This window comes from Rubrobacter sp. M3-4 (assembly GCF_059772285.1).
This window is the reverse complement of sequence record NZ_JCBAJP010000001.1, coordinates 157683-182176: the sequence shown is the minus strand read 5'-3', so window position 1 is coordinate 182176 and position 24494 is coordinate 157683. Positions and strand designations below refer to the sequence as shown.

Annotated in this window: 24 protein-coding genes; 13 read left to right on the top strand and 11 right to left on the bottom strand. The window is 68.7% G+C overall.

What is annotated here, in order from left to right; genetic code table 11:
• Window position 1 precedes the first annotated feature (1 nt).
• The 9 genes from AC6EKW_RS00835 to AC6EKW_RS00795 all read left to right on the top strand — a co-directional run bounded on the left by AC6EKW_RS00835 (window position 2) and on the right by AC6EKW_RS00795 (window position 9954).
• Window positions 2–184 (top strand): hypothetical protein, encoded by a 183-nt coding sequence (locus AC6EKW_RS00835; RefSeq protein ID WP_498513404.1) that lies wholly within the window; start codon window positions 2–4, stop codon window positions 182–184.
• Window positions 181–813 carry a cytochrome b N-terminal domain-containing protein gene (locus AC6EKW_RS00830; protein ID WP_273888185.1) on the top strand — a complete coding sequence of 211 codons (633 nt, stop codon included), beginning with the start codon at window positions 181–183 and terminating at the stop codon, window positions 811–813. The genes AC6EKW_RS00835 and AC6EKW_RS00830 overlap by 4 nt, the downstream gene beginning before the upstream one ends.
• Window positions 810–1817, top strand: coding sequence for a hypothetical protein (locus AC6EKW_RS00825; protein WP_498513403.1), 1008 nt, complete (start codon window positions 810–812; stop codon window positions 1815–1817). The genes AC6EKW_RS00830 and AC6EKW_RS00825 overlap by 4 nt, the downstream gene beginning before the upstream one ends.
• Window positions 1818–1944: 127 nt before the next feature.
• Window positions 1945–2988: a zinc-dependent alcohol dehydrogenase family protein gene (locus AC6EKW_RS00820; protein WP_498513402.1), complete on the top strand. Its 1044-nt coding sequence runs from the start codon at window positions 1945–1947 to the stop codon at window positions 2986–2988.
• 89 nt (window positions 2989–3077) lie between these two features.
• Window positions 3078–5483, top strand: coding sequence for a phosphoenolpyruvate synthase (gene ppsA / locus AC6EKW_RS00815; protein WP_498513578.1), 2406 nt, complete (start codon window positions 3078–3080; stop codon window positions 5481–5483).
• 256 nt (window positions 5484–5739) lie between these two features.
• On the top strand, window positions 5740–6639 hold the full coding sequence (locus tag AC6EKW_RS00810) for a universal stress protein (RefSeq protein WP_498513401.1): 900 nt from the start codon (window positions 5740–5742) through the stop codon (window positions 6637–6639).
• A gap of 18 nt (window positions 6640–6657) precedes the next feature.
• Window positions 6658–7551 carry a universal stress protein gene (locus AC6EKW_RS00805; RefSeq protein ID WP_498513577.1) on the top strand — a complete coding sequence of 298 codons (894 nt, stop codon included), beginning with the start codon at window positions 6658–6660 and terminating at the stop codon, window positions 7549–7551.
• A gap of 23 nt (window positions 7552–7574) precedes the next feature.
• Window positions 7575–8441, top strand: coding sequence for a universal stress protein (locus AC6EKW_RS00800; protein ID WP_498513400.1), 867 nt, complete (start codon window positions 7575–7577; stop codon window positions 8439–8441).
• 97 nt (window positions 8442–8538) lie between these two features.
• Window positions 8539–9954 carry a GAF domain-containing protein gene (locus AC6EKW_RS00795; RefSeq protein WP_498513399.1) on the top strand — a complete coding sequence of 472 codons (1416 nt, stop codon included), beginning with the start codon at window positions 8539–8541 and terminating at the stop codon, window positions 9952–9954.
• A 4-nt stretch (window positions 9955–9958) separates the two neighbouring features.
• On the opposite strand, the gene AC6EKW_RS00790 is transcribed toward AC6EKW_RS00795, so the two are convergent.
• From AC6EKW_RS00790 to AC6EKW_RS00775, 4 genes are read right to left on the bottom strand one after another with little or no spacing between them, the layout of a single operon-like run.
• Window positions 9959–10948 carry an alkaline phosphatase family protein gene (locus tag AC6EKW_RS00790; RefSeq protein ID WP_498513398.1) on the bottom strand — a complete coding sequence of 330 codons (990 nt, stop codon included), beginning with the start codon at window positions 10946–10948 and terminating at the stop codon, window positions 9959–9961.
• Window positions 10945–11916 (bottom strand): ferric reductase-like transmembrane domain-containing protein, encoded by a 972-nt coding sequence (locus tag AC6EKW_RS00785; RefSeq protein WP_498513397.1) that lies wholly within the window; start codon window positions 11914–11916, stop codon window positions 10945–10947. The genes AC6EKW_RS00790 and AC6EKW_RS00785 overlap by 4 nt, the downstream gene beginning before the upstream one ends.
• Complete coding sequence (locus AC6EKW_RS00780) at window positions 11913–12779, bottom strand: FAD:protein FMN transferase (RefSeq protein ID WP_498513396.1); 867 nt, start codon at window positions 12777–12779, stop codon at window positions 11913–11915. Before AC6EKW_RS00780 ends, AC6EKW_RS00785 begins: the two co-directional genes overlap by 4 nt.
• 42 nt (window positions 12780–12821) lie before the next feature.
• Window positions 12822–13160, bottom strand: coding sequence for a hypothetical protein (locus AC6EKW_RS00775; RefSeq protein WP_498513395.1), 339 nt, complete (start codon window positions 13158–13160; stop codon window positions 12822–12824).
• 140 nt (window positions 13161–13300) lie between these two features.
• On the opposite strand from AC6EKW_RS00775, the gene AC6EKW_RS00770 reads away from it, so the two are divergent.
• On the top strand, window positions 13301–13978 hold the full coding sequence (locus tag AC6EKW_RS00770) for a response regulator transcription factor (protein ID WP_498513394.1): 678 nt from the start codon (window positions 13301–13303) through the stop codon (window positions 13976–13978).
• A 21-nt stretch (window positions 13979–13999) separates the two neighbouring features.
• Complete coding sequence (locus AC6EKW_RS00765; protein ID WP_498513393.1) at window positions 14000–15259, top strand: sensor histidine kinase; 1260 nt, start codon at window positions 14000–14002, stop codon at window positions 15257–15259.
• On the opposite strand, the gene AC6EKW_RS00760 is transcribed toward AC6EKW_RS00765, so the two are convergent.
• The 6 genes from AC6EKW_RS00760 to AC6EKW_RS00735 all read right to left on the bottom strand — a co-directional run bounded on the left by AC6EKW_RS00760 (window position 15228) and on the right by AC6EKW_RS00735 (window position 21208).
• Window positions 15228–17108 (bottom strand): heavy metal translocating P-type ATPase, encoded by a 1881-nt coding sequence (locus AC6EKW_RS00760; RefSeq protein WP_498513392.1) that lies wholly within the window; start codon window positions 17106–17108, stop codon window positions 15228–15230. The two genes, AC6EKW_RS00765 and AC6EKW_RS00760, sit on opposite strands and share 32 nt — an antisense overlap.
• An 11-nt stretch (window positions 17109–17119) precedes the next feature.
• Window positions 17120–17977 (bottom strand): universal stress protein, encoded by an 858-nt coding sequence (locus AC6EKW_RS00755; protein ID WP_498513576.1) that lies wholly within the window; start codon window positions 17975–17977, stop codon window positions 17120–17122.
• A gap of 18 nt (window positions 17978–17995) precedes the next feature.
• Window positions 17996–18877 (bottom strand): universal stress protein, encoded by an 882-nt coding sequence (locus AC6EKW_RS00750; protein ID WP_498513391.1) that lies wholly within the window; start codon window positions 18875–18877, stop codon window positions 17996–17998.
• Window positions 18878–18898: 21 nt separating this feature from the next.
• Window positions 18899–20140, bottom strand: a complete 1242-nt coding sequence (locus tag AC6EKW_RS00745; protein ID WP_498513575.1) for a glycosyltransferase — start codon at window positions 20138–20140, stop codon at window positions 18899–18901.
• Between the two features lie 67 nt (window positions 20141–20207).
• The gene (locus AC6EKW_RS00740; RefSeq protein ID WP_273888167.1) at window positions 20208–20579 is read right to left on the bottom strand and encodes a hypothetical protein; all 372 of its coding nucleotides are present in this window, start codon (window positions 20577–20579) and stop codon (window positions 20208–20210) included.
• Window positions 20576–21208, bottom strand: coding sequence for a DoxX family protein (locus tag AC6EKW_RS00735; protein WP_273888166.1), 633 nt, complete (start codon window positions 21206–21208; stop codon window positions 20576–20578). Before AC6EKW_RS00735 ends, AC6EKW_RS00740 begins: the two co-directional genes overlap by 4 nt.
• Before the next feature lie 254 nt (window positions 21209–21462).
• Between AC6EKW_RS00735 and AC6EKW_RS00730 the strand changes: the two genes are divergently transcribed.
• Window positions 21463–22509 carry an FAD-binding oxidoreductase gene (locus AC6EKW_RS00730; protein ID WP_498513390.1) on the top strand — a complete coding sequence of 349 codons (1047 nt, stop codon included), beginning with the start codon at window positions 21463–21465 and terminating at the stop codon, window positions 22507–22509.
• 124 nt (window positions 22510–22633) lie between these two features.
• A complete protein-coding gene (locus tag AC6EKW_RS00725; protein WP_273888164.1) occupies window positions 22634–23737 on the top strand; it encodes a proton-conducting membrane transporter in 1104 nt (367 codons plus the stop codon).
• A gap of 52 nt (window positions 23738–23789) precedes the next feature.
• On the opposite strand, the gene AC6EKW_RS00720 is transcribed toward AC6EKW_RS00725, so the two are convergent.
• The gene (locus AC6EKW_RS00720; protein WP_273888163.1) at window positions 23790–24488 is read right to left on the bottom strand and encodes an MgtC/SapB family protein; all 699 of its coding nucleotides are present in this window, start codon (window positions 24486–24488) and stop codon (window positions 23790–23792) included.
• Window positions 24489–24494 lie beyond the last annotated feature (6 nt).

The window sequence follows — 24494 nt, the reverse complement described above, 5'->3', positions numbered from 1 at the left end:
GTTGGTAAGCCTCGGTGGGGCCCAGCACTATATCCACTGGCACTTCCTCGTCATCACCTGGGCGAACGCGATCGTCATAGCCTTGATGGTGCTGGCCTTCGTCGCGGCGCTCGTGCTCCCGTATCCTGGGTCCGGGCGTCCCGTGCAGGGCGATGAGGACGTGCGGCGGGAGGAGCGCCCGTGAACTGGACCCGGCGCACCCGTCAGGTGCTCGGCGAGCGGCTGCCCGCGGAGGAGCTCCTGCCGGACCGGCTCCCGGCCTACGTCCGCTCGGCGGTCTACCTGCTCGGGGTGCTGACCCTCTCCTCGCTGGTCGTGATCTTCTTCTCCGGGATAGTGCTGGTGATCGGAGGGGTGCAGTGGTGGCACACGAGCCCGCTCGGGCACTTCTTCAACAGCCTGCACTTCTGGGGTGTGCAGCTCTTCTTCTTCTGCATGGTCTTGCACCTGTGGGCGCAGTACTTCATGGGCGCCTGGCGCGACGGGCGGGCGTGGACCTGGGTCTCCGGCGTGCTCGCGTTTCTGGTCTCGGTCCCCGCTGCTTTCACCGGCTACCTCAGCCAGACCAACTTCGACGCGCAGTGGATCGGGCTCTCCGCGAAGGACGCGTTCAACGCCGTGGGGCTCGGCGGCCTCTTCAACGTGCTCGACCTCGGGCAGATGCTCGGGTTGCACATCCTCTTCTTCCCGCTGATCATCGTGTTGCTCGTCGCGGGGCATGTGCTGCAGGTGCGCATGCGCGGGGTCGTGCATCCTTACCCGCCGAACTTTTCGGAGTCGCAGCGGGCGGAGCGGAAGGAGGACGAGAGATGAGGGGGACCGCAAGACATCAGAGCCCGCAGGAGTACTACCGCGGCTACCCGATGATCGAGTCCGACCTGATCAAGGAGTTCTTCTTCGCCGTTTTGGGCGTCCTCGCCCTGGCGACCGTCCTGGCCATCGTCTTCTCCTCGCCGGACGAGCGGGCGATAACCATAAAGCGTACCGCCCAGCAGCACCCGCTCTCCTTCACCAAAACCACGCTCGGCTACCTCGACGGTACGAGCGACATCTCCACCTACGGCCCACCCTACAACCACGGTACGGGTTCGGTTCAGGCCCTCGGTCCCATCTCACCTCAGAAGTGGGCGGGCGTCGTGGTGCCCATCAACCCGGCGCGCGACTTCGTGCTCTCTCCCCTGAAGACCGCCGCTCGCACGAACCCCCGGCTCGAGCGCGCCATCAAAGCCTACGACGCGGCGAGCCCATCTCAGCGGCGTGCGTGGGAGAGGAATCTGCAGAGGGCTCTCTCAGCGAAAGGGGCGCGCGTCGCCGGTGGGAGGATACACGTCTCTCCCGGTGACTACGGACCCGTCCTCGCGATGATGGAGGCGGAGCTCAAGCTGGGGATGAGCGGGGCTCTGGACGGTCTCGTCGGCAGCGAGGGAGGCAGGTTCTACCAGGCCGACTACACCCGGCCGCTGCTCTTCATCTCCGCCTCACAGACGCTCAACGACCTTGCCACCCACTACAACCTCCAGGGCAACCAGTGGGGTGTCATGAACGAGACGGGGAACTGGCCAGGTCAGGCGTGGCTGTGGCTCTACACCCTGCTCTACCAGATACCACCGTACACCACCGTCTGGGCCGCGAGCGCCGACCTGGCGGCGATGCTCACCATCGGCGCGCTCTCGCTGGTCCTGCTGCTCGTCCCCTGGATACCGGGCCTGAGGGACCTGCCGCGGCTTGTGCGCATCTACAGGATCATCTGGCGCGAATATTACCGGGACGTGGAGAGGGGGAGCCGGGCGCAGGATGAACCCGCCCGTCGGGGATGAGCCCTCTTTTCCCGGAGGGAGGCGAAACATGATCAACCTGGCTCATCGAGATGGTCACGATTGATCATGTCTCCCCTCCACCCTGGAGCGAGACTGGGGCGCAAAAGATACGGAGAGGAGGACAAACGTGAAAGCGCTCGTCTACCACGGTCCGGGGAAGAAGAGCTGGGAGTCGAAGCCGGATCCCGCCATCGAGCGTCCGACGGACGCGATCGTGAGGATAGACACCACGACCATCTGCGGGACGGACCTGCATATCCTCAAGGGTGATGTCCCCGAGGTCGCCGAGGGGCGCACGCTGGGCCATGAGGCGGTCGGCACGGTCGTCGACGCCGGGACGGGGGTGGAGAACTTCCGGGAAGGGGATAAGGTCCTCGTATCTTGCATCTCGGCCTGCGGGCGCTGCGAGTACTGCCGGCGGGGGATGTACGGCCAGTGCCTGCAGGGAGGCGGTTGGATCCTGGGGCACCTCGTGGACGGGACCCAGGCCGAGTACGTCCGGATCCCCTTCGCGGACAACAGCCTCTACCGGGTTCCGGAGGGGCTCTCCGACGAGCAGGTCGTCTTCCTCTCGGACATCCTCCCCACCGGCTACGAGGTGGGGGTGCTGAACGGGAACGTGGAGCCCGGTGATACGGTCGCGATCGTGGGGGCCGGCCCCATAGGGCTCGCCGCGGTGCTGACCGCGAGGCTCTACGGGCCGAGCAGGATCATCACCATAGACCTCGCCGAGTCCCGCCTCGAGCAGGCCCGGCGCTTCGGTGCGGACGTGACGATCAACGACTCCACGGAGGACGCGGTCGAGAGGGTCATGGAGCTGACCGGCGGCCTCGGGGCCAACGTCGCCGTGGAGGCCGTCGGCGTCCCGGAGACCTTCGAGCTGTGCACCGAGCTCGTCCGTCCCGGCGGGCACGTGGCCAACGTGGGCGTGCATGGCGCCCCGGCGACGCTGCATCTGGAGAAGCTCTGGACCAGGGACGTAACCATCACCACCGGCTTGGTCGACACGTTCTCCACCCCGACCCTGCTGCGGCTCGTGTCCGAGGGCCGGGTGGACCCGACCCCCTTCGCCACCCACCGCTTCGCGCTGGAAGAGATCATGGACGCCTACGACACCTTCGCCGATGCCGCGCATACGCAGGCGTTGAAGGTTGTCCTCTCGGCCGGCTGAGCGCGGGATGGAGGTTTGGTAGAGGCCGGCCGGCTCTTCCGGGGGTGTGGAAGATGGAGCGATAGAGGGATCGGGCGATGGAGGCGCGGCTGCGCTGGGTGCGCCGGTTCTCGGAGATAGGTCTTGAGGACGTGCCGCTGGTCGGGGAGAAGAACGCCTCTCTGGGAGAGATGATGCGCGGGCTCGGGAACCTTGGGATCCGGGTGCCGGAAGGGTTCGCGATCACGGCCGGGGCTTACCGACGTTTTCTGCGGGAGAACGATCTGGAAGGGCCCGTACGCGAGGCGCTCTCCGGGTCGAGGTGCGAGGACGTGGAGGATCTCGTCCGCCGCAGCCGCAGGATACAGGATGCGATCCTCGGTGGCATCTTCCCGGACGACGTGGAGGTCGAGGTCCTGCGTTGCTACCGCGAGCTCTCGGCCGCCTGCGGCGAGGAGCACGCCGACGTCGCGGTGCGCTCCTCGGCCACCGCGAAGGACGTCTCCACCGCCAGCTTCGCCGGCCAGCAGGAAAGCTTCCTGAACGTGCGCGGCGAGGTACAGCTTCTGGAGGCGATCAAACGGTGCTTCGCGAGCCTGTTCACCCCCCGGGCCATCGGCTACCGGGAGGACATGGGCTTCGGCCACTTCGGCGTGGGCCTCTCGGTCGGGGTACAGAAGATGGTCCGCGCCGATCTGGCCTCCTCCGGCGTGATCTTCACCCTCGATCCTGAGTCCGGATTCCCCGATGTGATCTACGTCGCCTCGACCTGGGGGCTGGGGGAGAACGTGGTGCGGGGCCGGGTCGTCCCCGACGGGTTCTACGTGCACAAGCCGACCCTGAGAGAGGGCTACGCGCCGCTCGTGCGCCGGCGGCTCGGGACGAAGGAGTCCCGCCTTACCTACGACGAGAGCGGCCACCGCGCGGTGGAGAACGTGCCCACCTCCGTAGAGGAGAGAAAAACCTTCTCCCTCCCCGACGAGGAGGTGCTGCAGCTCGCCCGATGGGCGGTCCTGATCGAGGACCACTACGGCGCGAAGCACGGCAGGCGCACCTTCCTGGCCATCGAGTGGGCCAAAGACGGCCTCACCGGAGACCTCTTCATGATCCAGGCGCGGCCGGAGACGGTGCACGGTGCCCGCGAGGCTCCGAAGGTGAAGCTCTACTCTCTCAAAGAGAAGGGGGAAGTGCTGGCCGAGGGGCTCGCGGTCGGGAATGCCGTGGTCTCCGGCGAGGCGCGGGTGCTCCAGGACCCGGGTGAGATCGCGAGCTTCCGCCCCGGCGAGGTCCTCGTGACCGGGATGACCGACCCGGACTGGGAGCCGATCATGAAGACCGCCGCGGCCGTAGTAACCGACCGGGGCGGCCGCGCCTCGCACGCGGCGATCGTCGCCCGCGAGCTCGGCCTCCCCGCCGTGGTGGGCGCGCAGGACGCCACCCGGAAGGTGCCCGGCGGCGAGCCCGTCACCGTCTCGTGCGCGGAAGGCGAGACGGGCAGGGTCTACCGGGGAGCCCTGCGCTACGAGGAGACGGAGGTGGACCCTGCCTCCATCGGACGCCCCGAGACCAGGATCATGCTGGAGGTCGGCGACCCCGAGCGGGCCTTCGGGCTCGCGAGGCTTCCGAACGACGGCGTCGGGCTGGCGCGGATGGAGTCCGTGCTCGCCTCCTGGGTCGGTGTACACCCGCTGGCCCTCACCCGCTTCGATTCGCTGCCGCCGAGGGTGAAGCTGGAGGTCTCCCGCCGCACCCAGGGCTGCGAGGACAGGCGGGAGTTCTTCGTGGACAGGCTCTCGCAGGGCATAGGGACGCTCGCCGCGGCGTTCTGGCCGAAGCCCGTGATCCTGCGCTTCTCCGACTTCAAGACCAACGAGTACGCCGGCCTCCTCGGCGGCGAACTCTTCGAGCCGCGAGAGGAGAACCCCATGCTCGGCTGGCGCGGGGCGAGCCGCTACTACCACCCGGACTACCGGGAGGGCTTCATGCTCGAGGTCGCGGCCGTCCGGCGCGTGAGGGAGCTCTTCGGCCTCAAGAACCTCAAGGTCATGGTTCCCTTCTGCCGCACTCCCGAAGAGGGCGAGCGGGTGCTGAGGGTAATGGAAGAAGGGGGGCTGAGGCGCGGGGACGACGGCCTGGAGGTCTACGTGATGGCCGAGATCCCCTCCAACTTCGTCCTGGCCCGGGAGTTCGCCCTTCTTTTCGACGGTTTCTGCATCGGCTCCAGCGATCTCACCCGGCTCGTTCTCGGGGTGGATGGGGGTTCCGAGCGGATCTCTTCGCTCTTCGACGAGCGCGACGAGGCGGTCATGAAGATGTGCGCGATGCTCATAGAGGAGGCTCACCGGGCGGGCAGGAAGGTCGGCATCTGCGGGCCGGCCCCCTCGTACTACCCGGAGCTCGCGGCCTACCTGGTCGAGAGGGGTATAGATTCGATCAGCCTGAGCCCCGACGCGGTGGTCCCGACGGTGCTCCGGGTGCTCGATGTGGAGCGGTCCGCGAGGAAGGGCGCGGGATGAGCGGTGACGGACTTCGATCGGCAAAGCCTCTACCCGTCCGGCGATCGTCGTTCGTGATCAATCTTGACCATGACGACGGTCAAACTTGCTCAGGGCCAAAGGTCCGTTCGCGGGGAGAATACCGGCGTGAGCGATGGGGAGGAGGGGCGGAAGAGGAGGTCCGAGGTGGCGGCGAAGGTCCCCGGAGAGCCGGGGCGGACGTCGAGGAAGGAAGCGGGAAGGACCGCGTGGAGTCCGGATCGAAGGAGGTCTTTGAATGAGCATGTTCCCGACGAAGATACTGGCCGCGGTGGACGGGTCGGAGAGCGCGAGGCGAGCCGCGACCGCCGCCGCCAGGCTGGCGAAGGCTACCGGCAGCGAGCTGCACGTCGCCACCGTGGGCTTCGTGCCCGCCATGTACCCCTATCGGGACCTGGGGGCCGCTGAATGGAACGAACAGGCCCGTCGGGAGGCCGGCGAGCTCTTGCGGGAAGAGGTGGAGAAACTCCGAAAGCAGGGGCTCGCCGACGAAGCCGAGACCCACATAAGGCTGGGGGCCGAGATCCACGAGATCGTGGATCTGGCCGAGGAGATCGGAGCCGGGCTCATCGTCGTCGGCAGCCGCGGCCTCGGACCGCTCAAGCGGGTGCTCATAGGGAGCGTTTCGCTGGGCGTGGTGAGGCACGCACACTGCCCGGTGCTGGTCGTCCGTCCCGGGGCACGGGAGGAGAGGGTGTTCTCAGGGGGTGAGATCCTGGCGGCGGTGGACGGGTCCGAGGCGGCCGCCGCGGCGAGCCGGGTGGCCGCCGAGGTGGCCGGGGCGACCGGTTCGAAGCTGCACGTGGCCTGTGCGCTGCCGCTCGATCCTCAGCTTCCTTACACACACCCGCTCATCGGCGAGAGGTTCGAGTGGAGCCTGGAGCGGGAGAAGGATGAGGTGCGGAAGTTCGTCGAGGATCGGGCGAAAGAGCTGGCGGAGTCAGGGGGTGTCGAGGCGGAGGCCCACCTCCTCCTGGGCCGTCCGGACCACGAGATCGTCGGCTTCGCCGAAAAGATCGGGGCGGATCTGATCGTCGTGGGGAGTCGAGGGCTGAAGGGGCTCAGGCGGGCCCTGGTGGGGAGCGTCTCGGACTCGGTCGTGCGCCATGCCCACTGCTCCGTGCTCGTCGTACGCTGAGGTCGGCGGTCGTTGGACGTGCTCGTGAACAGGATACTCCTGGCGACCGACGGTTCCGAGGACGCGGAGCTCGCCGCCCGTGCGGCCGCCGGTATAGCAAAGGGTACGGGGGCGGACCTCCATCTGGTGCACGCTTGGCGCCCGGTCCCCACCCACGTCGCCTACCCGGGCGTGACGTGGACCGACTACTCCTACCTCTACGAGAGGGAGGCGAATGAGGTTCTCGAGAGAGCGGCCGCGGCGGTGGAGAAAGCCGGCGGCGGGGTGGCGGGGACGCACCTCGTGCAGGGCTCTCCTGTCGGCGGGATACTCGAGATCTGCGGGGAGCTCGGGCCCGACCTGTTGGTCATGGGCAGCAGGGGGCTCGGGGCCTTCGGACGCCTCGCGCTCGGCAGCGTCTCCGAAGAGGTGATACACCAGGCCCCCTGCCCGGTGCTGGTCGTACGCGGTGGGGAAGGGGCCTGGCCTCCACAGCGGGTGGTCGTCGGAGACGATGGTTCGGACGCCGCCGCGATGGCCGGTGAGCTCGCTGCGCGCATCGGTGGCCTGTTCGGCGCCGATGGGGTCGTGGTTCGTGCCTTCTGGTGGCCTCCGGAGCCAGAAGGGGGCTGGAGAGAAGGTCGGGTCCCAGAACGGGAGGAGGCCCTCTACTGGGAGAAGCAGGCCCTCGAAGGGCGGGCATGGAAGCTTGGAGGGTTGCTCGGTCGACGTCCCGAGGCCCGGCTGATCGAGGGGAATGCGGCGGAGGAGATCCTGCGGGTGGCCGCCGAGATCGGGGGTGGAGAGAAGGCGCTCGTGGCGGTGGGTAGCCGGAGGCTCGGGGTCCTGGGACGGATCGCGCTCGGAAGCGTCTCTACCAGGGTCCTGCGGGCGGCCGAGGGACCGGTGCTGATCTGCCCGGGGAGACGTTGATCTTCTATTCGTAAAGGAGCGGGATGTTTCCTGTCAGGATGCTGGTGGCGGTGGACGGGTCGGAGGGGGCACGCCGCGCCGCGATGCTCGGTGCCCGACTCGCCGCGGCGCTCGGCTCGGAGCTGCACGTGGCGAGCGTCGGCCGGCTGCCGGCAGGTTACGGGTCGCCGGGCTGGGGACCGCCGCACCCGAACCCGGAGTTCGAAGCCGTCGCGCTCGCGCGGCGGGAGGCGGAGGAGCGGGCCAGGGAGGAGGCCCTGAGGCTCGAGGAGGCGGGATTCGCCGTGATCGGGGTGCATGTCGGGACGGGGGACCCCGAGTCCGGGATCGTGGCGCTCGCGGAGGAGATCGGAGCCGGGCTCATCGTCGTCGGCAGCCGCGGCCTCGGCGCGCTCCGCCGCACCCTGCTCGGGAGCGTCTCCGAGGGCGTGGTGCGCAACGCGCGTTGCTCGGTGCTGGTGGCGCGGGGCGACTCCCTCCCCGAGAAGGTCCTGCTCGCCGTCGACGGCTCCAGAGAATCTGCCGCAGCGGCCCGCATGGCGGCGGAGATCTGTGCCGCCTCCGGCGGCGAGCTGCACGCCGTCTACGTCGTGGAGGGGATGCGTCTGGGGCCCATGGCGTGGGACGTGGACGAGGCGAGGGTTCGACGTCGCATCCTCGCATTCCTGGAGGGTCAGATGGGGCCAGCCGGGGAGAAGGTGGTGCCCCGGGTGCACCTGGAGTTCGGGAGGGCGGATGCCGGGATAACGGAGCTGGAGGAGAGCCTGGGGGCGGACCTGATCGTCGTGGGGAGTCGGGGGCTGGGAGGGGTGCGCCGGGCCCTCCTCGGCAGCGTCTCCGGCCCGGTCGTCCGTCACGCCCACGGTTCCGTGCTGGTGGTCCACCGGTAACGCTCACCGGATTGCGGAGCCCCGCTGGCCGGTATAAGATGAGATCCCCGTTCTCGCGGGGGCGGAAGGCCCCTGGAAGAAGAGGGGACTCATCGCTATGGGCACGACGGACGACCGGCACGAACAGGGTCCTCCACCCGACCCCGCGTCGGGCGGGGACCTTCGGAGGCGGCTCGAGATGCAGGAGGCGCTGGGCGCGCTCGCCTTCCAGGCGCTCTCCAGCGGGGACACCGTGGACGACCTCCTGAGTCAGGCGGCACGCACCGTCACCAGGGTGCTGCGCGTCGAGTACTGCGAGATCGTCCATCTCATACCCGAGGGGGACCGGCTGCTGCTGTGGGCCGGGGACGGTTGGCGGGAGGGGTATGTGGGGGAGGCCGTGGTGGAGGTCGGACTCGGTTCCCAGGCCGGTTACACCCTGATCTCCAGAGGCCCCGTCGTGTCCGAGGATTTGGAGAACGAGGTGCGTTTCAGGGCCTCGCCGCTGCTGACCGAGCACGGGGCCAAGAGCGGCATCACGACCCCCATCTACCTCGGCGAGCTGCCCTGGGGCGTGCTCGGGGCCCACACCACCACCAGACGCACCTTCAGCGAGGAGGAAGTCGGGTTCCTGCAGGAGGTCGCGACCATCATCGGCGCTGCGCTGGAGCGTTCACAGACCGAGCGTGAGTTCGAGGAGCGCGCCGCCAGGGCCCGTGCCTCCGAGCGGCGCTTCGAGTTCCTCGCCGATGCCAACTCGCGGCTCTCCTCTCTAACCGATGACCGGGCCGTGCTCACCGGCGCGGCGGGCCTGGTCGTGCCGGACCTGGCCGACTGGTGCTTCGTCGACGTGGTAGAGGAGGACGAAGCGAGGATACACAGGCTGGTGCTGGTCCGCTCCGGCGGACCCGAGGGGGAGGACGCAAGACGTTACGAGTTCGACTACCCCTTCGGCGCCGGCGTCTCCCACGGTACGCCCGAGGTCTTCAGGAGCGGGCGTTCGGAGTTGATCCCTCGGGTGAACGACGCTCTCCTGAGGGACGTAGCGCGCAGCGGAGAGCAGCTCGAGATCCTGCGGCGTCTGGAGCCGGTCTCTTACCTGTGCGTGCCGCTCAGGGTGAGGGGGCGCATCCTGGGGGCCCTGGGGATGGCCTCGTCCAGCCCAGAGCGCCGCTACGGGGAGGAGGATCTCGCGCTGGCCGAGGGGCTGGCGTACGTGACGGCGCTGGCCCTGGAGAACAGCCGGCTGCGCCTGCCGGAGTCCGAGCTTGTGCGCGAGATCATCGAGCGCGCCCGCAAGTCGCCGGCGGTCTCCGCCTCGTACCAGAAAGGAGCCCCCGAGCTCACGCAACGGCAGCTGGAGGTGTTGAGGCTGCTCGCGCAGGGCAAGAACGCGAGGGAGATAGGGGAGGAGCTCTACCTCTCTCAGGCCACCGTGAGGAACCACATCCGCTCTTTGTTGCAGGCGCTCGGGGCACACTCGCAGCTCGAGGCCCTCGCCGTCGCCCGCAGGCTCGGGCTCGTCCCCGACTAGACGTTCACAGACCGAACGCGCCGCGCATGCTCCTGGCGTGGGCGGCCTCTCCCAGGAAGCGGTGTTCGCCGAGCAACTGTTCGGTGGTGCGCAGGAGCGAGTAATGGTTGAACGGCTCCCCCGAACGGGTCCCGGGCCGGGTGTACGGGCTGATCACGATGGTCGCCACCCGGCAGCCCGGGTCGCCAGCGTTCGAGGCGCACCGGTCGCTGGAGCCGAACCCTTCGGCTCCCTCGTCGAAGGTGATGAAAACAACCGTCTCTCCGCTCCTGTAGGCCCTGCTACGTACGATCTTCGGGATCTGAGTGCGCAGCCACGAATCGGCCGCGGAGAGGGGGCAGCTGTGGGCATCGTGGCACAGGTTGGGTGTGATGAAGGAGAAGGCTGGCAGGGTGTTCGTCCTGAGGTCGTGCCCGAGTCTGGCGTAGGGAACGTCCCTCGAGGCGCAGCCGGTGAGGCTGGTGTAGTAGGGGGGAGGGTTGTGCTTGGCGGCGTACTCGCCGGAGTTGCTCTTCGCGCAGTTCGTGGGCATGGACTCCTCGTAGGCCTTCCACGAGCGTACCTGGGAGAAGATGGAGGGGGCGCTCGTCGTACAGGAACCGCGCGGCTCGCAGTCGGAAGAGAACCGCTTGAGCGAGGAGTATCCCAGCCCCGAGGTGGCCGCGATGTAGTTCGGCAGGCTGGGATGGGTTACGTTGTGGTAGTCGGTAGCCAGGCCGCAGTCGGGGATCAGGACACGGTTCATGTAAGGTGCGGACCCGCTCCCCACCACCTGATCGTAGCTTCTGTTCTCCAGCCAGATCCATATAACGTGCCGGTAGGTCCGGGGCGGGGACGAGCGCGTACCGCAGATCTTCTGCCGCGCGAGGAGGGAGGTGGACGGTGCCCGCGAGTGTGCCTGCGATGGGCCGGAGGCCGAAGAGCATGCCCCCAGGGCGAGGGCCGCCAGGAGCGTCAGCAGGGTGAAGGTCAGCAGGGGTTTCTTCTCTCTCACCGGTGTCGTCCGCTCTTCCTGCTCCTCTCCGGGATCTCCCGGATACTAACCGTCCGGGTGTGACCGGGCAACCTCCCCGGGGGAGCGTCTTTCGGCGAGGGGTCTTCCCTCCCGGCCGGTCTCTCCCCGAACCGCCTCAGCCAGGTGATGCCGACCGCGACCAGCGCGGCCAGGTAGAAGCCGATAGCCGGGAGCGAACCGGTGTCGCTCCCGGCGAGGATGCCGTGTACGAGCCCCAGCGCGAACGTCGCCCAGGCGAGGAGATGTACCGTCCTCCAGCCGGAAAGGTGCCTCCTCAGGAGGCCGCTCGAGGCGGTGAGGACCATGGCGACCATCGCCAGAAACCCGAGCGTTACGGCGAGAGGTCGGTAGCTCGAGGTCCAGGGAACGAGCAGGAGCTGCGCCCAGCTGAAGCTGACGAAGCTGTCCGTCCACAGCGCGAAGAGGTGTACGGAGAGCGCCACGAGCGCCGCCGCGCCGAGAGCCCGGTGCATCGAATGCAGCCGGGCGGGGAGGCCCCCGACCGGGAGCCTGGCGGAGCGCCTGGTACCCAGGAGCACGGCTCCGGTGGCGCACGCGAAGGCGACGAAGCCCGCGGCCCGCGCCACCGCCCACGGCAGGCTGAGGCCGGTGAAGGAGGGTGCGCCCGTGGGTGCGGAGAGGGTGGCGAGCAGGCGCGGGACGACACCCAGCGAGAGGGCGGCCGCCCCCGCGGCGAGGAGGTGTCGCTTGCCCTTCGGGGCCCACCCGGCGCCCGCGATGCCGCCGAAGAGGAGCACGCCGAGGACCGTGGCGAGGTCCAGGGGCCGGGTGGAGCGTCCGAGCAGCGCGAAGACGAGCGCCAGCGTCCCGGCCCCGGCGGTCGTCCAGCCCTGCACCTGGGACTCGCCCTTGAGGTTCGACAGCGCGCTCACGGCGGACGTGATCGCCATCACCAGCGAGAGCCCGGAGAGTATGGCGAACGTCACGAGGCTCGCTCCGCGCTCCGTCGGCCGGTGAGGGAGATGGTCCGGCCCCGCCGGTCGGTGACGACCGCCCGGCACCTCTCGTCCAGCGCCGCCGCGGCCTCTATGCCGCCGAGGATGAGGAGCTTCGCGCCCAGGTCCGCCTCGATGATCGTGGGTGCGGCGACGGTGGCGAAGAGCAGATCGCTCTCCACCGGGGCGCCGGTGCGCGGGTCGATCAGGTGGTGGGCCCGGCGCCCGCCCGCCTTCCACGCCCGCAGGGTCGTGGTGGAGGTCGCGACGGCCAGAGAGTCGCCCGAGAACTCTCCCACCACCTTATCGTGCTTCACCGCGACGCGCCAGGGGTCTCCACGCTCGTCGCGGCCCAGTGCCACGATATCTCCCCCCACGTCCACCAGCAGCCCGGCGTGCCCGGCGAGCTGCATCGCCGCCCACCCGATCGCGAGCGCCTTCCCGACCCCTGCGAGGTCCAGCCGGACGCCCGGAGGGAGGGTTACCCTGCCGGTGTCCTCCTCGATCCAGCGCCGCATCTCCACCGGCTCGAGGCCACCCGGGGCGGTGACGACGCCGACGTCGCTGCGGGGCAGGGAGGATGCGTAGCCGAAGGCTTCGAGCGAGGAGATCACACGCGGGTCGAGCAGCCCGCCCGACCACTCGTAGGCCTGCACGGAGGTTTCGATCGCAGCACGGAGCCGGCCGCCGGCGATCATCGTCCCCTCCCGGTTGAGCCGGGAGAGTTCGCTTTCGGGACGGAAGCGGGAGAGCGCCTGCTCGGTGCTCTCCAGATCGTCGACCGCGCGCCGGAGCGCCTCGTCACCGGTCCCGGGATCGTCCGTCACGACCACCAGCCGGATCTCGGTGCCCAAAGCCCGTCCTTGCCGGGTTCGTCTGTGGAGCGCCACCGCCGATCACTGTCCCGCAGGGACCGACCCCTGGCTGACGGCGGAGGGAGCGGCCCGGGATACGTTCGAGAAAGAGGGAGACGCTCCCGGGGACCTTTGCACGAGGGCTGCCCGACCCTCGTCCCCTCCGCCGGTCTCCGCGTTCTGGGCCGTCTGGTCGGCCGGGGTCTGGCGGACGGCGGTCTGCGGGGTGTACGCGACGGGCTGGTGCGCCGCCAGGAACCCCCCGATGCCGGCTATCGAGGCCACCGCGGTGAAGGTGACCACCGCCAGCTCCCTGCGGTGCGAGACCCTCCCCCGGCCACCGGCTCGGCCGGAACCTGCTGTGCTGCTCGTCCCGGTCATCTCCCAGGCTCCTTTCGAAGTCGTTTTCGTGGTGCAGGGGTAGTGTGGACCGCGAGCCTTTCGCCCGTGTGTACGCTGCATGAGCTTTTCGACAGAAAAGCTCCTCTGTATCTACGGCGTGCGCTAGCATTACCGGGTGGATGAAGCGGATCCTGGTGGTAGAAGACGAAGCGTACCTCGCCTCCCGCCTCGCGCAGGTGCTCGAGGAAGAAGGGTATGCGGCCGAGACCGCCGCCGCCGGCAGAGAAGCCCTGAAGGCGGCGCTCTCGGAGGAGTTCGATCTTTTGATCGTCGACTGGATGCTCCCCGAGCTCGACGGTGTGGAGCTCGTCCGGCGCCTGAGGGCGGCGGAGGTCGCGACCCCCGTGCTCTTGCTCACCGCGCGCGACCAGATAGAGGACCGCGTCGAGGGGCTCGACGCGGGCGCCGACGACTACCTGCCCAAGCCCTTCGCCTTCGCCGAGCTTCTGGCGCGGGTGCGGGCGCTCACCCGTCGCCAGCGGAGCCAGCCCTCCGAGCCGCTGCTGCGGGTCGGGGACGTCGTGCTGGACTCGGCGCGGCACGCGGTGTGGCGGGGCAAAGAGCGCATCGAGCTCACGGCCAAGGAATTCGCGCTGCTCGCCACCCTGATGCGCCGCCCCGGGCAGGTTTTTACCCGCCCGGTGTTGCTGGAGACCGTGTGGGATGCCGACGCGAAGGTGTATGCCAACGTGGTGGATCTCTACGTCTCGCACCTCAGGAACAAGCTCGACCGGGAGGGGGAACCCTCGCACATACGTACGGTCCGCGGCGTCGGCTACGCCTTCGAAGAGCGGTAGCGGGGCCAGGGGGCGTTTTCGGTGTTCGGAAGGATCCGGCTGAAGCTCACCCTCGGGTACGTGGCGATACTCGCCCTCATCCTCACCATCTTTGGCGCGGTCGTGGTGCTCGGCTTCTCCCGGCAGCTCACGTACCGTCAGGACCAGCTGCTCCAGCGGGAGGCGAGGAGCGAGCAGAGGGGTGTCCCCGCGGGTGGTGAGGAGGGCGGGACGCTGCGGAAGCGAGAGAGGGTCGAGGGTTTCGCGTGGGCCCGCCTCACCCACGACGGCGAGGTCACGGCCCGGTCCGGCAACGCCTCGTCGCTGGGTCTGCCTGCTCTGGGACAGTTCAGGGAGGCCGTCAGGATGGACCGTCCGCTGGCGGCCACCATAGAGACCCCCGCAGGGGACGTCAGGGTGGTGAGCATGCCCGTCGTGCGCTCGGGGAGGGTGGCGGGCGTCGTGCAGGTCGCCCAGTCGCGCGAGACCATCGGTAACACCGTCGGGAAGCTCGTGGAAGTCCTCGTCCCGATCGGGATCTTCTCGCTCGTGCTCGCCACCGTGGGCGGGCTGTACATGTCCGGGAGGGCGATGCGTCCCGTCAGGGAGGCCTTCGAGCGCCAGCGTACCTTCGTGGCCGACGCCTCCCACGAGCTCAAGACCCCGCTCACCGTCATCCGGGTCGACGCCGAGCTGGCGAGCCGCGTCGCGACCGATCGGAAGGTCCTGGAGCCGCTGGAGCACCTGGTCTCCGAGACCGAGCGTATGAAGAACCTTATCTCCGATCTGCTGCTTCTGGCTCGCCTCGACGCCGGCAAGCTGGAGATCTCCCGCGAACCCTTCGACCTCTCGGAGGTTCTGCACGAGACGGCCGAGCGCTTCGCGCCGCGGGCGCTCTCCGCGGGCATCGAGCTGGACGTCGGCGATCCCGGCGGGCTCCCGGCGGTCGGAGACCGAGCGAGGACCTCGCAGATACTCGCGGCCCTGGTGGACAACGCTCTCAGACACACGCCTCCCGGGGGCAGCATCATCTTCGGCGGGGCACACTGTCACGGGAAGGCCGAGGTGAGCGTCGCCGACACGGGCGGTGGTATCCCCGAAGAGCATCTGCCCCACATCTTCGACCGGTTCTACCGTCCCGAGGGCTCCCGCGGCGGGGAGGGAGGCGGGGCGGGGCTCGGCCTCGCCATAGCGAGGGATCTCGCCCGCGCCCAGGGCGGGGAGCTCATCGCCGGAAACGATGCGGCGGGCAAAGGCGCGATCTTCCGCCTCAGGCTGCCCGCAGCGCGCGCAGGGCGTTGAGGATCACGACGAGGTCTATTCCCTCTTGCAGCAGGGCTCCCTCGACGGGTTCGATGTAGCCGAAGGCGGCGAAGACCATGGCCGCGAGGCTCATCCCCATCCCGGCCACCACGCTCTGGCGGGCGATGCCGAACGAGCGCCGGCCTATCAGGATCGCGTCCACCACCCGGTCTATGCGGTCGACGGTGATCACGGCGTCGGCGGTCTCCGAGGAGACCGTGCTCCCGGCCGAGCCCATTGCTACGCCTACGTCCGCGAGCGCGAGCGCCGGCGCGTCGTTCACCCCGTCACCGACCATCACCACCGGTCTGAGGGAGGGGGATTCCTGCGCCTCCCGCACCACCTTCAGCTTGTCCTCCGGAGAGAGACCGGCGTGGATTTCGTCCACGCCGAGGCGCTCGCCCACTTCCGCGGCGACCTCCCGCGAGTCACCGGTGGCCAGCACCACGTGCTCGATCCCCGCCGCGTGCAACCGCCCGACGAGCCCCTTGGCGTCCTCTCGCAGACGATCGCCCATGGTTATGCTCCCGGCCACCCGCCCGTCCATCCCGACGAGTATCCTGGATCTTCCGGGGGCGTCGTCCGCAGACGGGTGTGGGATCTGCCCTCCCCCGTAGCCTCTCTCGCGCAGCCAGGCCGGGCTCCCTACCGCGACCCGGTGTCCTTCCAAGTAGCCTTCGATGCCCTGTCCGGGGTCTTCGATCACCTCCTCGGGGAGTGTGAGCCGCAGCCCGCGCCGCTTCGCTCCGTGCACGATCGCCTCCGCCAGGACGTGGGCCGAGAGCTGGTCGACGGAGGCGGCGAGCCGCAGGAGCTCCAGCGGGGAGGTTCCGTCGAGCGGGGTTATGTCCTCGATCTCCGGGGTTCCCAGCGTGACCGTGCCCGTCTTGTCGAGGATCACCGTGCGGGCCCTGCCCAGCTTCTCTATGGCGGAGGCGCCTTTGAGGATGATCCCGTGGTGCGCCGCCCGTGAGAGCCCCGAGATGAGCGCGATGGGGGCGGCCAGGATCAGGGGGCAGGGGGTCGCCACGACGAAGACGGCGAGCGCTCGCACCGGTTCCCCGCTCATGAGCCAGGCGCCTCCTGCGACCGCGGCGGTGAGCGGCAGGAAGAACAGCGCGTAGCGGTCCGCGAGCCGGACGAAGGGTGCCTTTTGCCGTTCGGCCTCGCGCACGAGCTTCACTATCTGCGCGTAGGCGCTCTCCGCCGCGGGACGTGTCGTCCTCATGTCGAACGCGTCCCCGGCGTTGGCCGCGCCGCTTCGGAGCGTGCTCCCCGCGGCGAGGGAGACGGGGAGCGGTTCGCCGGTGAGTGCAGACTCGTCTACCACCGCCGTCCTTGAGAGCAGGATGCCGTCCACCGGGATGACCTCCCCGGCGCGTACGACGACGACGTCTCCGGTTTCGAGCTCCTCGACCGGCACCTCCTCGAGGTCCTCGCCGCGCCGTCGGTGTGCGACCTTCGGGGCGCGTTCGAGCAGCGTGGTGAGCTCCTTCCTCGCCCGGCTCACGGCGACCGTCTCCAGGGCGCCTCCGCCGCTCAGCATCAGCGCTATCACGACCCCGGCCAGGTATTCCCCGAGAAGTAGGGAGCCGGCCATCGCCACCAGCGCGATGAGGTCCACCCCGACGTCGCCCCGCAGCAGGCTGCGAGCCACCGAGTAGGAGAGTGGGACGAGTCCTGCGACGAGGCCGAGGGCCCAGATGAGCCTGCCGGATTCCGGCGAAGCCGTCACGTAGAGAATGCTGCCGACGAGCACCGCGCCGAGGATGAGGATCGCCAGCAGCCGTTCCCGGCGCCGACCCACGTACGCCCCAAAAGACTTCGTCCGCTCGCGAAGGACGCGCATCCTGGACGGGTTCATCGTTCGGGCTGCGGGTGGATCAAGACGGGCCCCTCGAAGGTCTTCAGCACCTTTGCCGAGACGCTACCCACCATCACCCTGCGCACGACGCCCAGCCCCCGGTGCCCCATCGCCACCAGCGCCGACCGGCCCCCTTCCTCCGCGGCGTCGAGGATGGCCTGCGTCGGGTCGGCCGAGACGACCCGGATCTCTGGTCTGCCGCCGAGCAGGCGCTCCATCTCTGCGGCGCGCCGGTCGAGCTCTGCGGCGCCCCGACGCATCTCCTCCCGGAGAACCCTGGCCGGCTCTTCGCCTCCCGGGGGCTCCGGGTAGGCCCGTAGCAGGAGCCCGGAGGCGCCGAAGGGTGAGCAGATCGAGGCCGCGAGCTCCCCGGCCTGGCGGGCGGCTTCCGAGCCGTCATCGCCCACGACGAGCCTTCGCGGGGGCCAGGCCTCCTCCCCGCCGCGCACGACCAGCACCGGTATGGAGGCGTCGTAGACCACGCCTTCTGAGACGCTGCCGAGCGTGAGGCGTCCGACGGCTCCCATCCCCCTGCTGCCCATGATCACCAGCCCGGCTCCCAGCTCTCCGGCCAGGTCCAGGATGGCGTCCACCGGGGCTTCCATCTTCAGGTGGCTCCCGGCGACCCGTCCACCGAGCCTCTCTATCTCCGCGAGCTGTCCTTCCAGTATCTCCCTGGCCTCCCGTTCCATCTCGTCGCGTACTAGAGCCTTGAAGTGTGCCACGGGCACCGGCTTCCAGGCGTGGATCACGTGCAGCTGCGCGCCCGAGTGGCGCGCGACGTCGGTGGCGGCCCTGGCGGCGAGGGAGGCCTGCCGGGAACCGTCGGTGGCGAGGACTATCCTGCCTGGCATGGACACGGGACCGCCCCTTTAGCGTCGGGCTGGATGGACGAGGACCGGCCCCTCCGCGGCCCGGAGTACGTTCGTCGAGACGCTGCCGAGCCTCAGGCGCTGCATCGCGCCGAGCCTCCTGCTCCCCACCGCCACGAGGGGGGCTTCTTTCTCCGCCGCGAGACGTACGAGCTTCTCCGCCGGGTCTCCGGTCGCGACGACGATGGCGGGCCGTCTCCCGAGGGGACGTTCCAGCTCGCCTGCCCTCTCCCCCAGCGCCCGCTCCGCCCTGCGCAGTGCGTCCTCGACGAGCCTGGGGTTGAAGGCCCGGCCTTTCGTATCCTGCTCGGGGAGTTCTGGGAAGACCCTGACGAGTTCTCCCCGGGCGTCGAAGTGTCCCCCGATGGTGGCGGCGAGCTCACCGGCACCGCGGGCGGCCTCCGAGCCGTCGTCGCCGATGACGACCCACCGCAGGGGCCAGGCCTCCTCCCCGCCGCGCATGACCAGCACCGGATGGTCTGCGTGGTGTACCACCCCTTCGGAGACGCTGCCTACGACGAGCCGCCGGATCGGCCCTCGCCCGCGGCTGCCCATGACGATCAGGTCCGTCTTCAGCCCGTCGGCGGCGTCCAGTATGACCTCGATGGCGGGGCCGGCCTCCACGTGGACTCCTGCGACGGGGCAGCCCCGCTTCTCTATAGCCTGCTTCTCGTCTTCGGCGACCATGCGGGCGCTCTCCTCGCACGCCTCGACGTAGTCTTCGCTCAGCACGCCGGGGTAGCCGTAGTCCTGCGGGTAGCGGTAGGCGTGCACCAGGTGCAGTTCCGCCCCGGACTTCTTGCACAGGTCCGCCGCGGCCCTCGCGGCGAGCCGGGAGTCCTGGGAGCCGTCGGTCGCCAGGAGCACTCTTTGCAGCTGCATGCCTCGTAACCTCCTTGTCCTCTACGCCGCGTCGAGCAGGGAGGCGTAGAGCGCGAGCTCGTCCTTCAGGAGCCGGGTTATGAGGAACCGCTCGCGCACCAGGTCGTGTCCCCTGCTCGCGAGCTCTCTGCCTCTGTCGGGGTCGCGCAGCAGCTCCAGCGCCCGCCGCGCGCACTCTTCGACGCTCTCGATCAGGAAGCCCCCCGCACCACCCTCCATCTGCAGGGGGATGCCGCCGGCCCTGCCCGCCACCACCGGCGTCCGTTTCCAGAGCGTCTCGGAGACGACCAGCCCGAACCCCTCGCGGATGGACTTCTGGATCACGACGTCCGAGAGCCGCTGGAAGGCGTTGACCTCCACGTTTGAGACGCCGGTGAGGTTGGTGAAGAGGTGTATGTCGGGTTCTTTCGCGGTCTCGTCCCTTATCCGGCGGTAGACCTCCCACCCTTCGGGATCGTCCAGGGCCATCGATCCGACCAGCGCGAGCTGCGTCCCCGGGACCTCCTCCCGGACGAGGCGGTAGGCCGCGATGACGCCGAGGGGATCCTTCCAGGGATCGAACCGCGAGACCTGCGTCAAAAGTGGCCTCTCGGTATCCACGCCCATCCACCTCAGCACCCTGGAGGCGGTCGCGGTCCCGAGCTCGAAGTTCTTGGGGCTCTGTGGGTCTATGGCGGGCGGGATGATCTCGGTCCTCTCGATCGGGAACCTCGGGGGGACGAAGCCGGGCATGGTGAACACGGCCGCATCGTAGTCGTCGAGGAAGGGCCTGAGGAACTCCCAGAGGCCGGGGTGGGGTTCGGAGGTGTCTATGTGGCACCTCCAGATCCAGCGCGTCTCACCGCGGCCGTGGAACCTGGGGATCGCGAGCGGCTGGGGGTCGTGCGCGACGATGAGGTCGTACTCTTCCTCCAGGAGGCGGGCGTTGCGGGTAGAGTAGGTCAGATAGATCTCTTTCTCGTGCTCCGTGAGGCCCCGTTCGGCTCCCTGCAGGGCGTTGTGCATGGCCTTGGTCACCCCGAAGAACTCCTTGTCTCCGGTTATGGTCTTCCAGTCGGCCGAGATCCCGAGGTCGCGCAGCAGCGGCACTTCGGAGCGCAGGATCTCCGCCACACCACCGCCGTAGGGGGTGGCGTTGAGGTGCAGGATGCGGCTGCCTCGCAGGGCAGCCGCCAGCTTCCTCACCTCTTCTATAGCCTCTTCGCCGGTGATCGGGACGTAAGCCTCGATCTCCTGTCTGCCGACGTAGACTGAGTCGAGCATCACCGATCACCCTCTCCATCCGCCGGAAGCGTCCCGCCGGCTTCGCGTTCCCGGAGGCTCCGGCGGTTCACTCTCCGGCCTCGAAGACGAGCCAGGAGCCGTCTACTTCGCTGCTGGCCCCGAAGCCACCTCCTGCGGGGACCACTTCTGTGAGCGTGGCCTTCTCTCGCGCGAGCGCGTCGAGGGCCTTCGCCATCTCCGCGGTGTGGATTACGAAGACCACCTTCCTTTCTTCGGCTGCCTCAGAGGGGGACTGTCCGCTCTCTTCCCTGGAGGCGCTCGCGAACAGACGCTCCCGCTTCATGGCTTCCTCCCACAGCCTCTCCCTGTTGGCTTCGACCTCGGCCTCGCGGGCGGCTACCTCTCTGCGCCACTGCTCTATGCGTCCTTCGACGCTCTTCAGTATCCAGCCTACGCCGGGGAGATGTCGCTCGGTCATCTTCTGCTCCTCCTTTCCTCCCTCGGTCGGTCCTCTGCAGGCCTCCTGGCGGCGCGGCCCTCGAAGAGCTTCCCCGGCGCTCCGGGCACCCCCACCAGCGGCAGCACCCAGCGATCGAGTCCCCAGTACCCCGCGACCCGCCAGGCGAGCACCAGCCAGGTCGCCAGGATGAACAGGACGGGGTTGGTCGAGACGGTGCCGGCGAGCAGGTAGTTGGCGTTCATGAAGCCACCGAAGAAGGCGGCTATCCCGGTGAAGAGACCGAAGATCAGGCCGAGCCCCACCAGTATCTCCCCGAAGGTGACCACGTAGGAGAAGGCGGCGGCGTTGGGCAGCACGAGGTCCTTCAGGAAGGACGCGTACCACCCGCTGACGTCCGGGTGCTCCCCGGTGGTCTTGGCGAGCGCCCCCTGCACGAAGCCCGTGACCGCCGCCCCGGCCTTGCTCCCGACCCACACGCCGGAGGGGTCGGTGAGCTTTTCCCACCCGGCGCGCAGCCATTCCCCCCCGACGTACAGCCGGATCCCAAGCCACACCGGAGCCAGCCTGCGGTCCGAGAAGAGCAGGCGGGAGATCTTCGGTTCGGGGATCTCGTTCCCTGCGGCCCTGCCCAGCGTTCCGGCGCTCATCTCTTCCCTCCGATCCGCTCTGGTACTCTACGGTAGGAAATGTATCCGCGGGGACCGCTCGTGCCCTGAGCAAGATGGCCCATACCGATGAGCAAGATTGACCAAAGAAGAGGCGGGGTCATATCTTCGTCTGGAGGCTGCTTGTACGTTGGTCAATCTGGACCAGATCTTGGGCAAAATGGATCAATCCGTCCTCCTCCTGCATCCGTATCCTGCTATAGTTGAAAATGGCCGATGTCTGGAGTGCGCGGGAAATGACGGAGAAGGGTCGCGAAGAGTTCGTGAGGGCGTTGAGCGAGCGGTTCGGGGACCGCCTCAAACTCCGTTCTGCTGCGGGGTCTGCGTTGCTCGTCTCCGTCTGGCCCGGAGGATCCGATGACGTGCGTTACCTGGCGAGGCTGGCGCGTGAATACGGTGTGCCGCTCGCACCCCGCGGGGCCGGGCTCTCCCTCGCGGACGACCCGGCGGAGGGCATAGTGATCCGCTTCGATCTGATGCGCAACACCCGCATACCGGAGGGCGACGAAGACTGGGCCGAGGCGGAGCCCGGCGCATTGTGGCTCACGCTGGACAACGAGCTGCGCCTGCGCGGCAGGGGGCTCGCCGTCTACCCCACCAGCGCCCCCCGGGCCACGGTGGGGGGGTGGCTTGCGACCGACGGCGTGGGTGTTGGCTCCTTCCGCTACGGCAGGCTGCGCCAGAACGTTCCCTCGGTCGACGTCGTCATGCCCGGCGGCGAGCTGCGGGAGGTCCCCGGGGAGCGGCTGGGCGAGATCCTGGGCTCCGAGGACGGGAGCTCTGGGATCATAGTCAGGGCCCGCCTCCGGACCCGCCGGGCCGATGCCGACGTTCCTTTCGCGGTGGCCTTCGACGGTGCCGGACCGGCGCTCGAGGCCGCCGCCGGCGCGCTGGAGGAGGATCTTCCGCTCTGGCACCTCGTCCTCATCAACCCGCGGATGTCCGAAGCCCGCGAGCTCGGCGGGGCGTACCTGCTCTTCGGAGCGTACCAGGCCCCGTGCGAGGAGGTCGAAGCCTGGCTCGCGAGCCTCGCCCGGCGCGGGGGGAGGGTGCTCGGAGCATCGGAGGCTCATCGGGTGTGGGGTGAGCGCTTCTTCCCCGCCGCCCCCGCGTCCCCTGTTCCCAGCGTGATCCGCGAGTTCGTGCCCCTCCCACGACTCGAAGAGAAGCTCCCGCAGAGGGAGGAGCATCCCTATCAGGTCACCTTCTCCCGCTCCGGAGAAGCCCTCCTGCTCGCCCTCCAGAGCCACCAGTCTTCGCGAGGGCGAACCCACTACGCCTGAAGGCGACTCCACGGGAGCGGTGGCCGCGCCACTGGCCACACAAAGGATCAAAGTGTATACTGCCTGTAATGCTTAGGCGAAGATTGTAACTGTAAGCACCTGGGGAGCTCACGGAGGAAAAGTCGTGGTCGAGTTGAAGCGGCGCAGTCTCGAGGAAGTAAAGGCGCTAAGCAAAGACGAAGCGGTCGAGATCATGCGCCAGGCCGGCATCGTCGGGGCGGGGGGAGGAGGATTCCCGACGTACTTCAAGTACAAGAACCCGCAGCCGATGCTGCTGGTCAACTCCACCGAGAGCGAGCCGGGCTACTGGGCGGACAAGCTGATCCACCGGATCTACATCGAGGATTTCCTGAAGCTGTACGAGGCAATGAAGGCGATCTTCGGGTTCGAGCAGATCCGGATGGGGGTGCACGAGAAGGACCGGGAGTGGTACTCCGACTACGCGGAGCACGCCGACGGTCTCTTCGACATCGCCTACGTCCCGGACAAGTACTCTCTGGGCGAGGAGAAGACCCTGATCAAGCACGCCACGGACAAGAAGGTGCCGCGGCGGGTCGAGATGCCGGACGGCTCCAAGCGGCCGGGTTTGCCGCTGGATGCGGGGATCATCGTCAACAACACCGAGACGCTGCACAACATCTACAACGCGCTCTTCCTCGGCAAGCCGGTGACCACGAAGTTTTTGCAGGTCTTCGGACCGGAGTTCGAGCTTAAGGTCTTCGAGGCGCCGCTCGGGGCCTCCGCGACGGAGATCCTGAAGATCGCCGGGGTGGACGTGGAGAACTCCTCGCATCTGTCGGTCATCGACGGCGGCCCGTACCTCAACGAGATGGGCATCGAGGAGCTCGGCAAGGGCGACTGCTTCGTCCGGCGCACGACGAACGGGTTCCTCCTGATCCCCAAGGGCGTGCCGAGCAAGGAGTTCGCCGACATAGAGACGAAGCCCCCGGAGAACGGTGTGGTCTCGCTGGTCGGCAAGGTCAGCGGGGTGAACGTGCCGCTCGGGGGGCGGTTCCTCAAGCCCGCCACCCCGCTCGTCTCCAAGGGCGAGCACGTCTCCTACGAGCAGAAGATCGGCGAGCCGGTCGACGAGGGCTTCTCGATCGGCGTCTGGGCGAGCGCCGAGGGGGAGGTCACCGCGGTCGAGGACGAGGTGGTTTCGATCTCCTGTGGTTCGGCGGCCAGGGAAGCCGCCGAGGCCGAGGCGAAGGCGGAGGCGGCCAGGTAGGCTTCGTCTTCCGGGTAAAGAAGGGAGCGGGGGCCTCTAGGCCCCCGTTTCGCTATTCCAGATCTCTGAGGCCGGTGGCCGCCACGCGCTCGACGCCGCTCTGGCGCGCGATCTCGCCGAGCGCCGCGTGCAGGTCGTGCGGCGGGCGCACCCGCACCTGCAGGTGGTAGGTCGCCCTCCCGCCCTCTATCTCGGCGTCCAGCGTACGCACGGTGGCGTGGTGCGCTTCGAGGACGGAGATGAGCGGTGACGGGTCGGCGTCCGGACGGGAGAAGGAGACTTCGAGGTCGGAGACCTCCAGGCGTAGCCGGGAGATGAAGGCTGAGCGGAAGCGTCTGAGCGCGAGCAGGGTCGCAAGCACACCGGCGGTCGCCGCCGTGGCCCCGAAGAGGTATCCGGCCCCGACGGCCATACCTATCGCGGCGGTCGTCCACAGGCTCGCCGCGGTCGTCAGGCCCCGGACCGTTATGCCCTGGCGCAGTATGGCCCCGGCCCCGAGAAACCCGATGCCGGAGACGATCTGGGCGGCTATCCTGGAAGGGTCGAAGCGCACGGTCTTCTCGCCGAAGAACTCCTGAAAGCCGTAGGCCGAGACCATCGTGAAGAGAGCCGAGCCCAGCCCGAGGATGATGTGGGTCCGGAAGCCCGCCGGCTGGTCGCGCACCTCGCGCTCGAACCCGATGGCCCCGCAGAGGACGACCGTCACCACCAGGCGCAGGAGGATCTCTGCGTGGGAGATGGTGGCGTTCATATCCTT

Excerpts from the sequence above, each read along its gene's own strand:
- AC6EKW_RS00825 (WP_498513403.1), top strand. The coding sequence starts at position 810 with ATGAGGGGGACCGCAAGACATCAGAGCCCGCAGGAGTACTACCGCGGC.
- AC6EKW_RS00810 (WP_498513401.1), top strand. The coding sequence starts at position 5,740 with ATGAGCATGTTCCCGACGAAGATACTGGCCGCGGTGGACGGGTCGGAG.
- AC6EKW_RS00800 (WP_498513400.1), top strand. The coding sequence starts at position 7,575 with ATGTTTCCTGTCAGGATGCTGGTGGCGGTGGACGGGTCGGAGGGGGCA.
- AC6EKW_RS00795 (WP_498513399.1), top strand. The coding sequence starts at position 8,539 with ATGGGCACGACGGACGACCGGCACGAACAGGGTCCTCCACCCGACCCC.
- AC6EKW_RS00775 (WP_498513395.1), bottom strand. The coding sequence starts at position 13,160 with ATGACCGGGACGAGCAGCACAGCAGGTTCCGGCCGAGCCGGTGGCCGG.
- AC6EKW_RS00770 (WP_498513394.1), top strand. The coding sequence starts at position 13,301 with ATGAAGCGGATCCTGGTGGTAGAAGACGAAGCGTACCTCGCCTCCCGC.
- AC6EKW_RS00760 (WP_498513392.1), bottom strand. The coding sequence starts at position 17,108 with ATGCGCGTCCTTCGCGAGCGGACGAAGTCTTTTGGGGCGTACGTGGGT.
- AC6EKW_RS00755 (WP_498513576.1), bottom strand. The coding sequence starts at position 17,977 with ATGCCAGGCAGGATAGTCCTCGCCACCGACGGTTCCCGGCAGGCCTCC.
- AC6EKW_RS00750 (WP_498513391.1), bottom strand. The coding sequence starts at position 18,877 with ATGCAGCTGCAAAGAGTGCTCCTGGCGACCGACGGCTCCCAGGACTCC.
- AC6EKW_RS00745 (WP_498513575.1), bottom strand. The coding sequence starts at position 20,140 with ATGCTCGACTCAGTCTACGTCGGCAGACAGGAGATCGAGGCTTACGTC.
- AC6EKW_RS00740 (WP_273888167.1), bottom strand. The coding sequence starts at position 20,579 with ATGACCGAGCGACATCTCCCCGGCGTAGGCTGGATACTGAAGAGCGTC.
- AC6EKW_RS00735 (WP_273888166.1), bottom strand. The coding sequence starts at position 21,208 with ATGAGCGCCGGAACGCTGGGCAGGGCCGCAGGGAACGAGATCCCCGAA.
- AC6EKW_RS00730 (WP_498513390.1), top strand. The coding sequence starts at position 21,463 with ATGACGGAGAAGGGTCGCGAAGAGTTCGTGAGGGCGTTGAGCGAGCGG.
- AC6EKW_RS00720 (WP_273888163.1), bottom strand. The coding sequence starts at position 24,488 with ATGAACGCCACCATCTCCCACGCAGAGATCCTCCTGCGCCTGGTGGTG.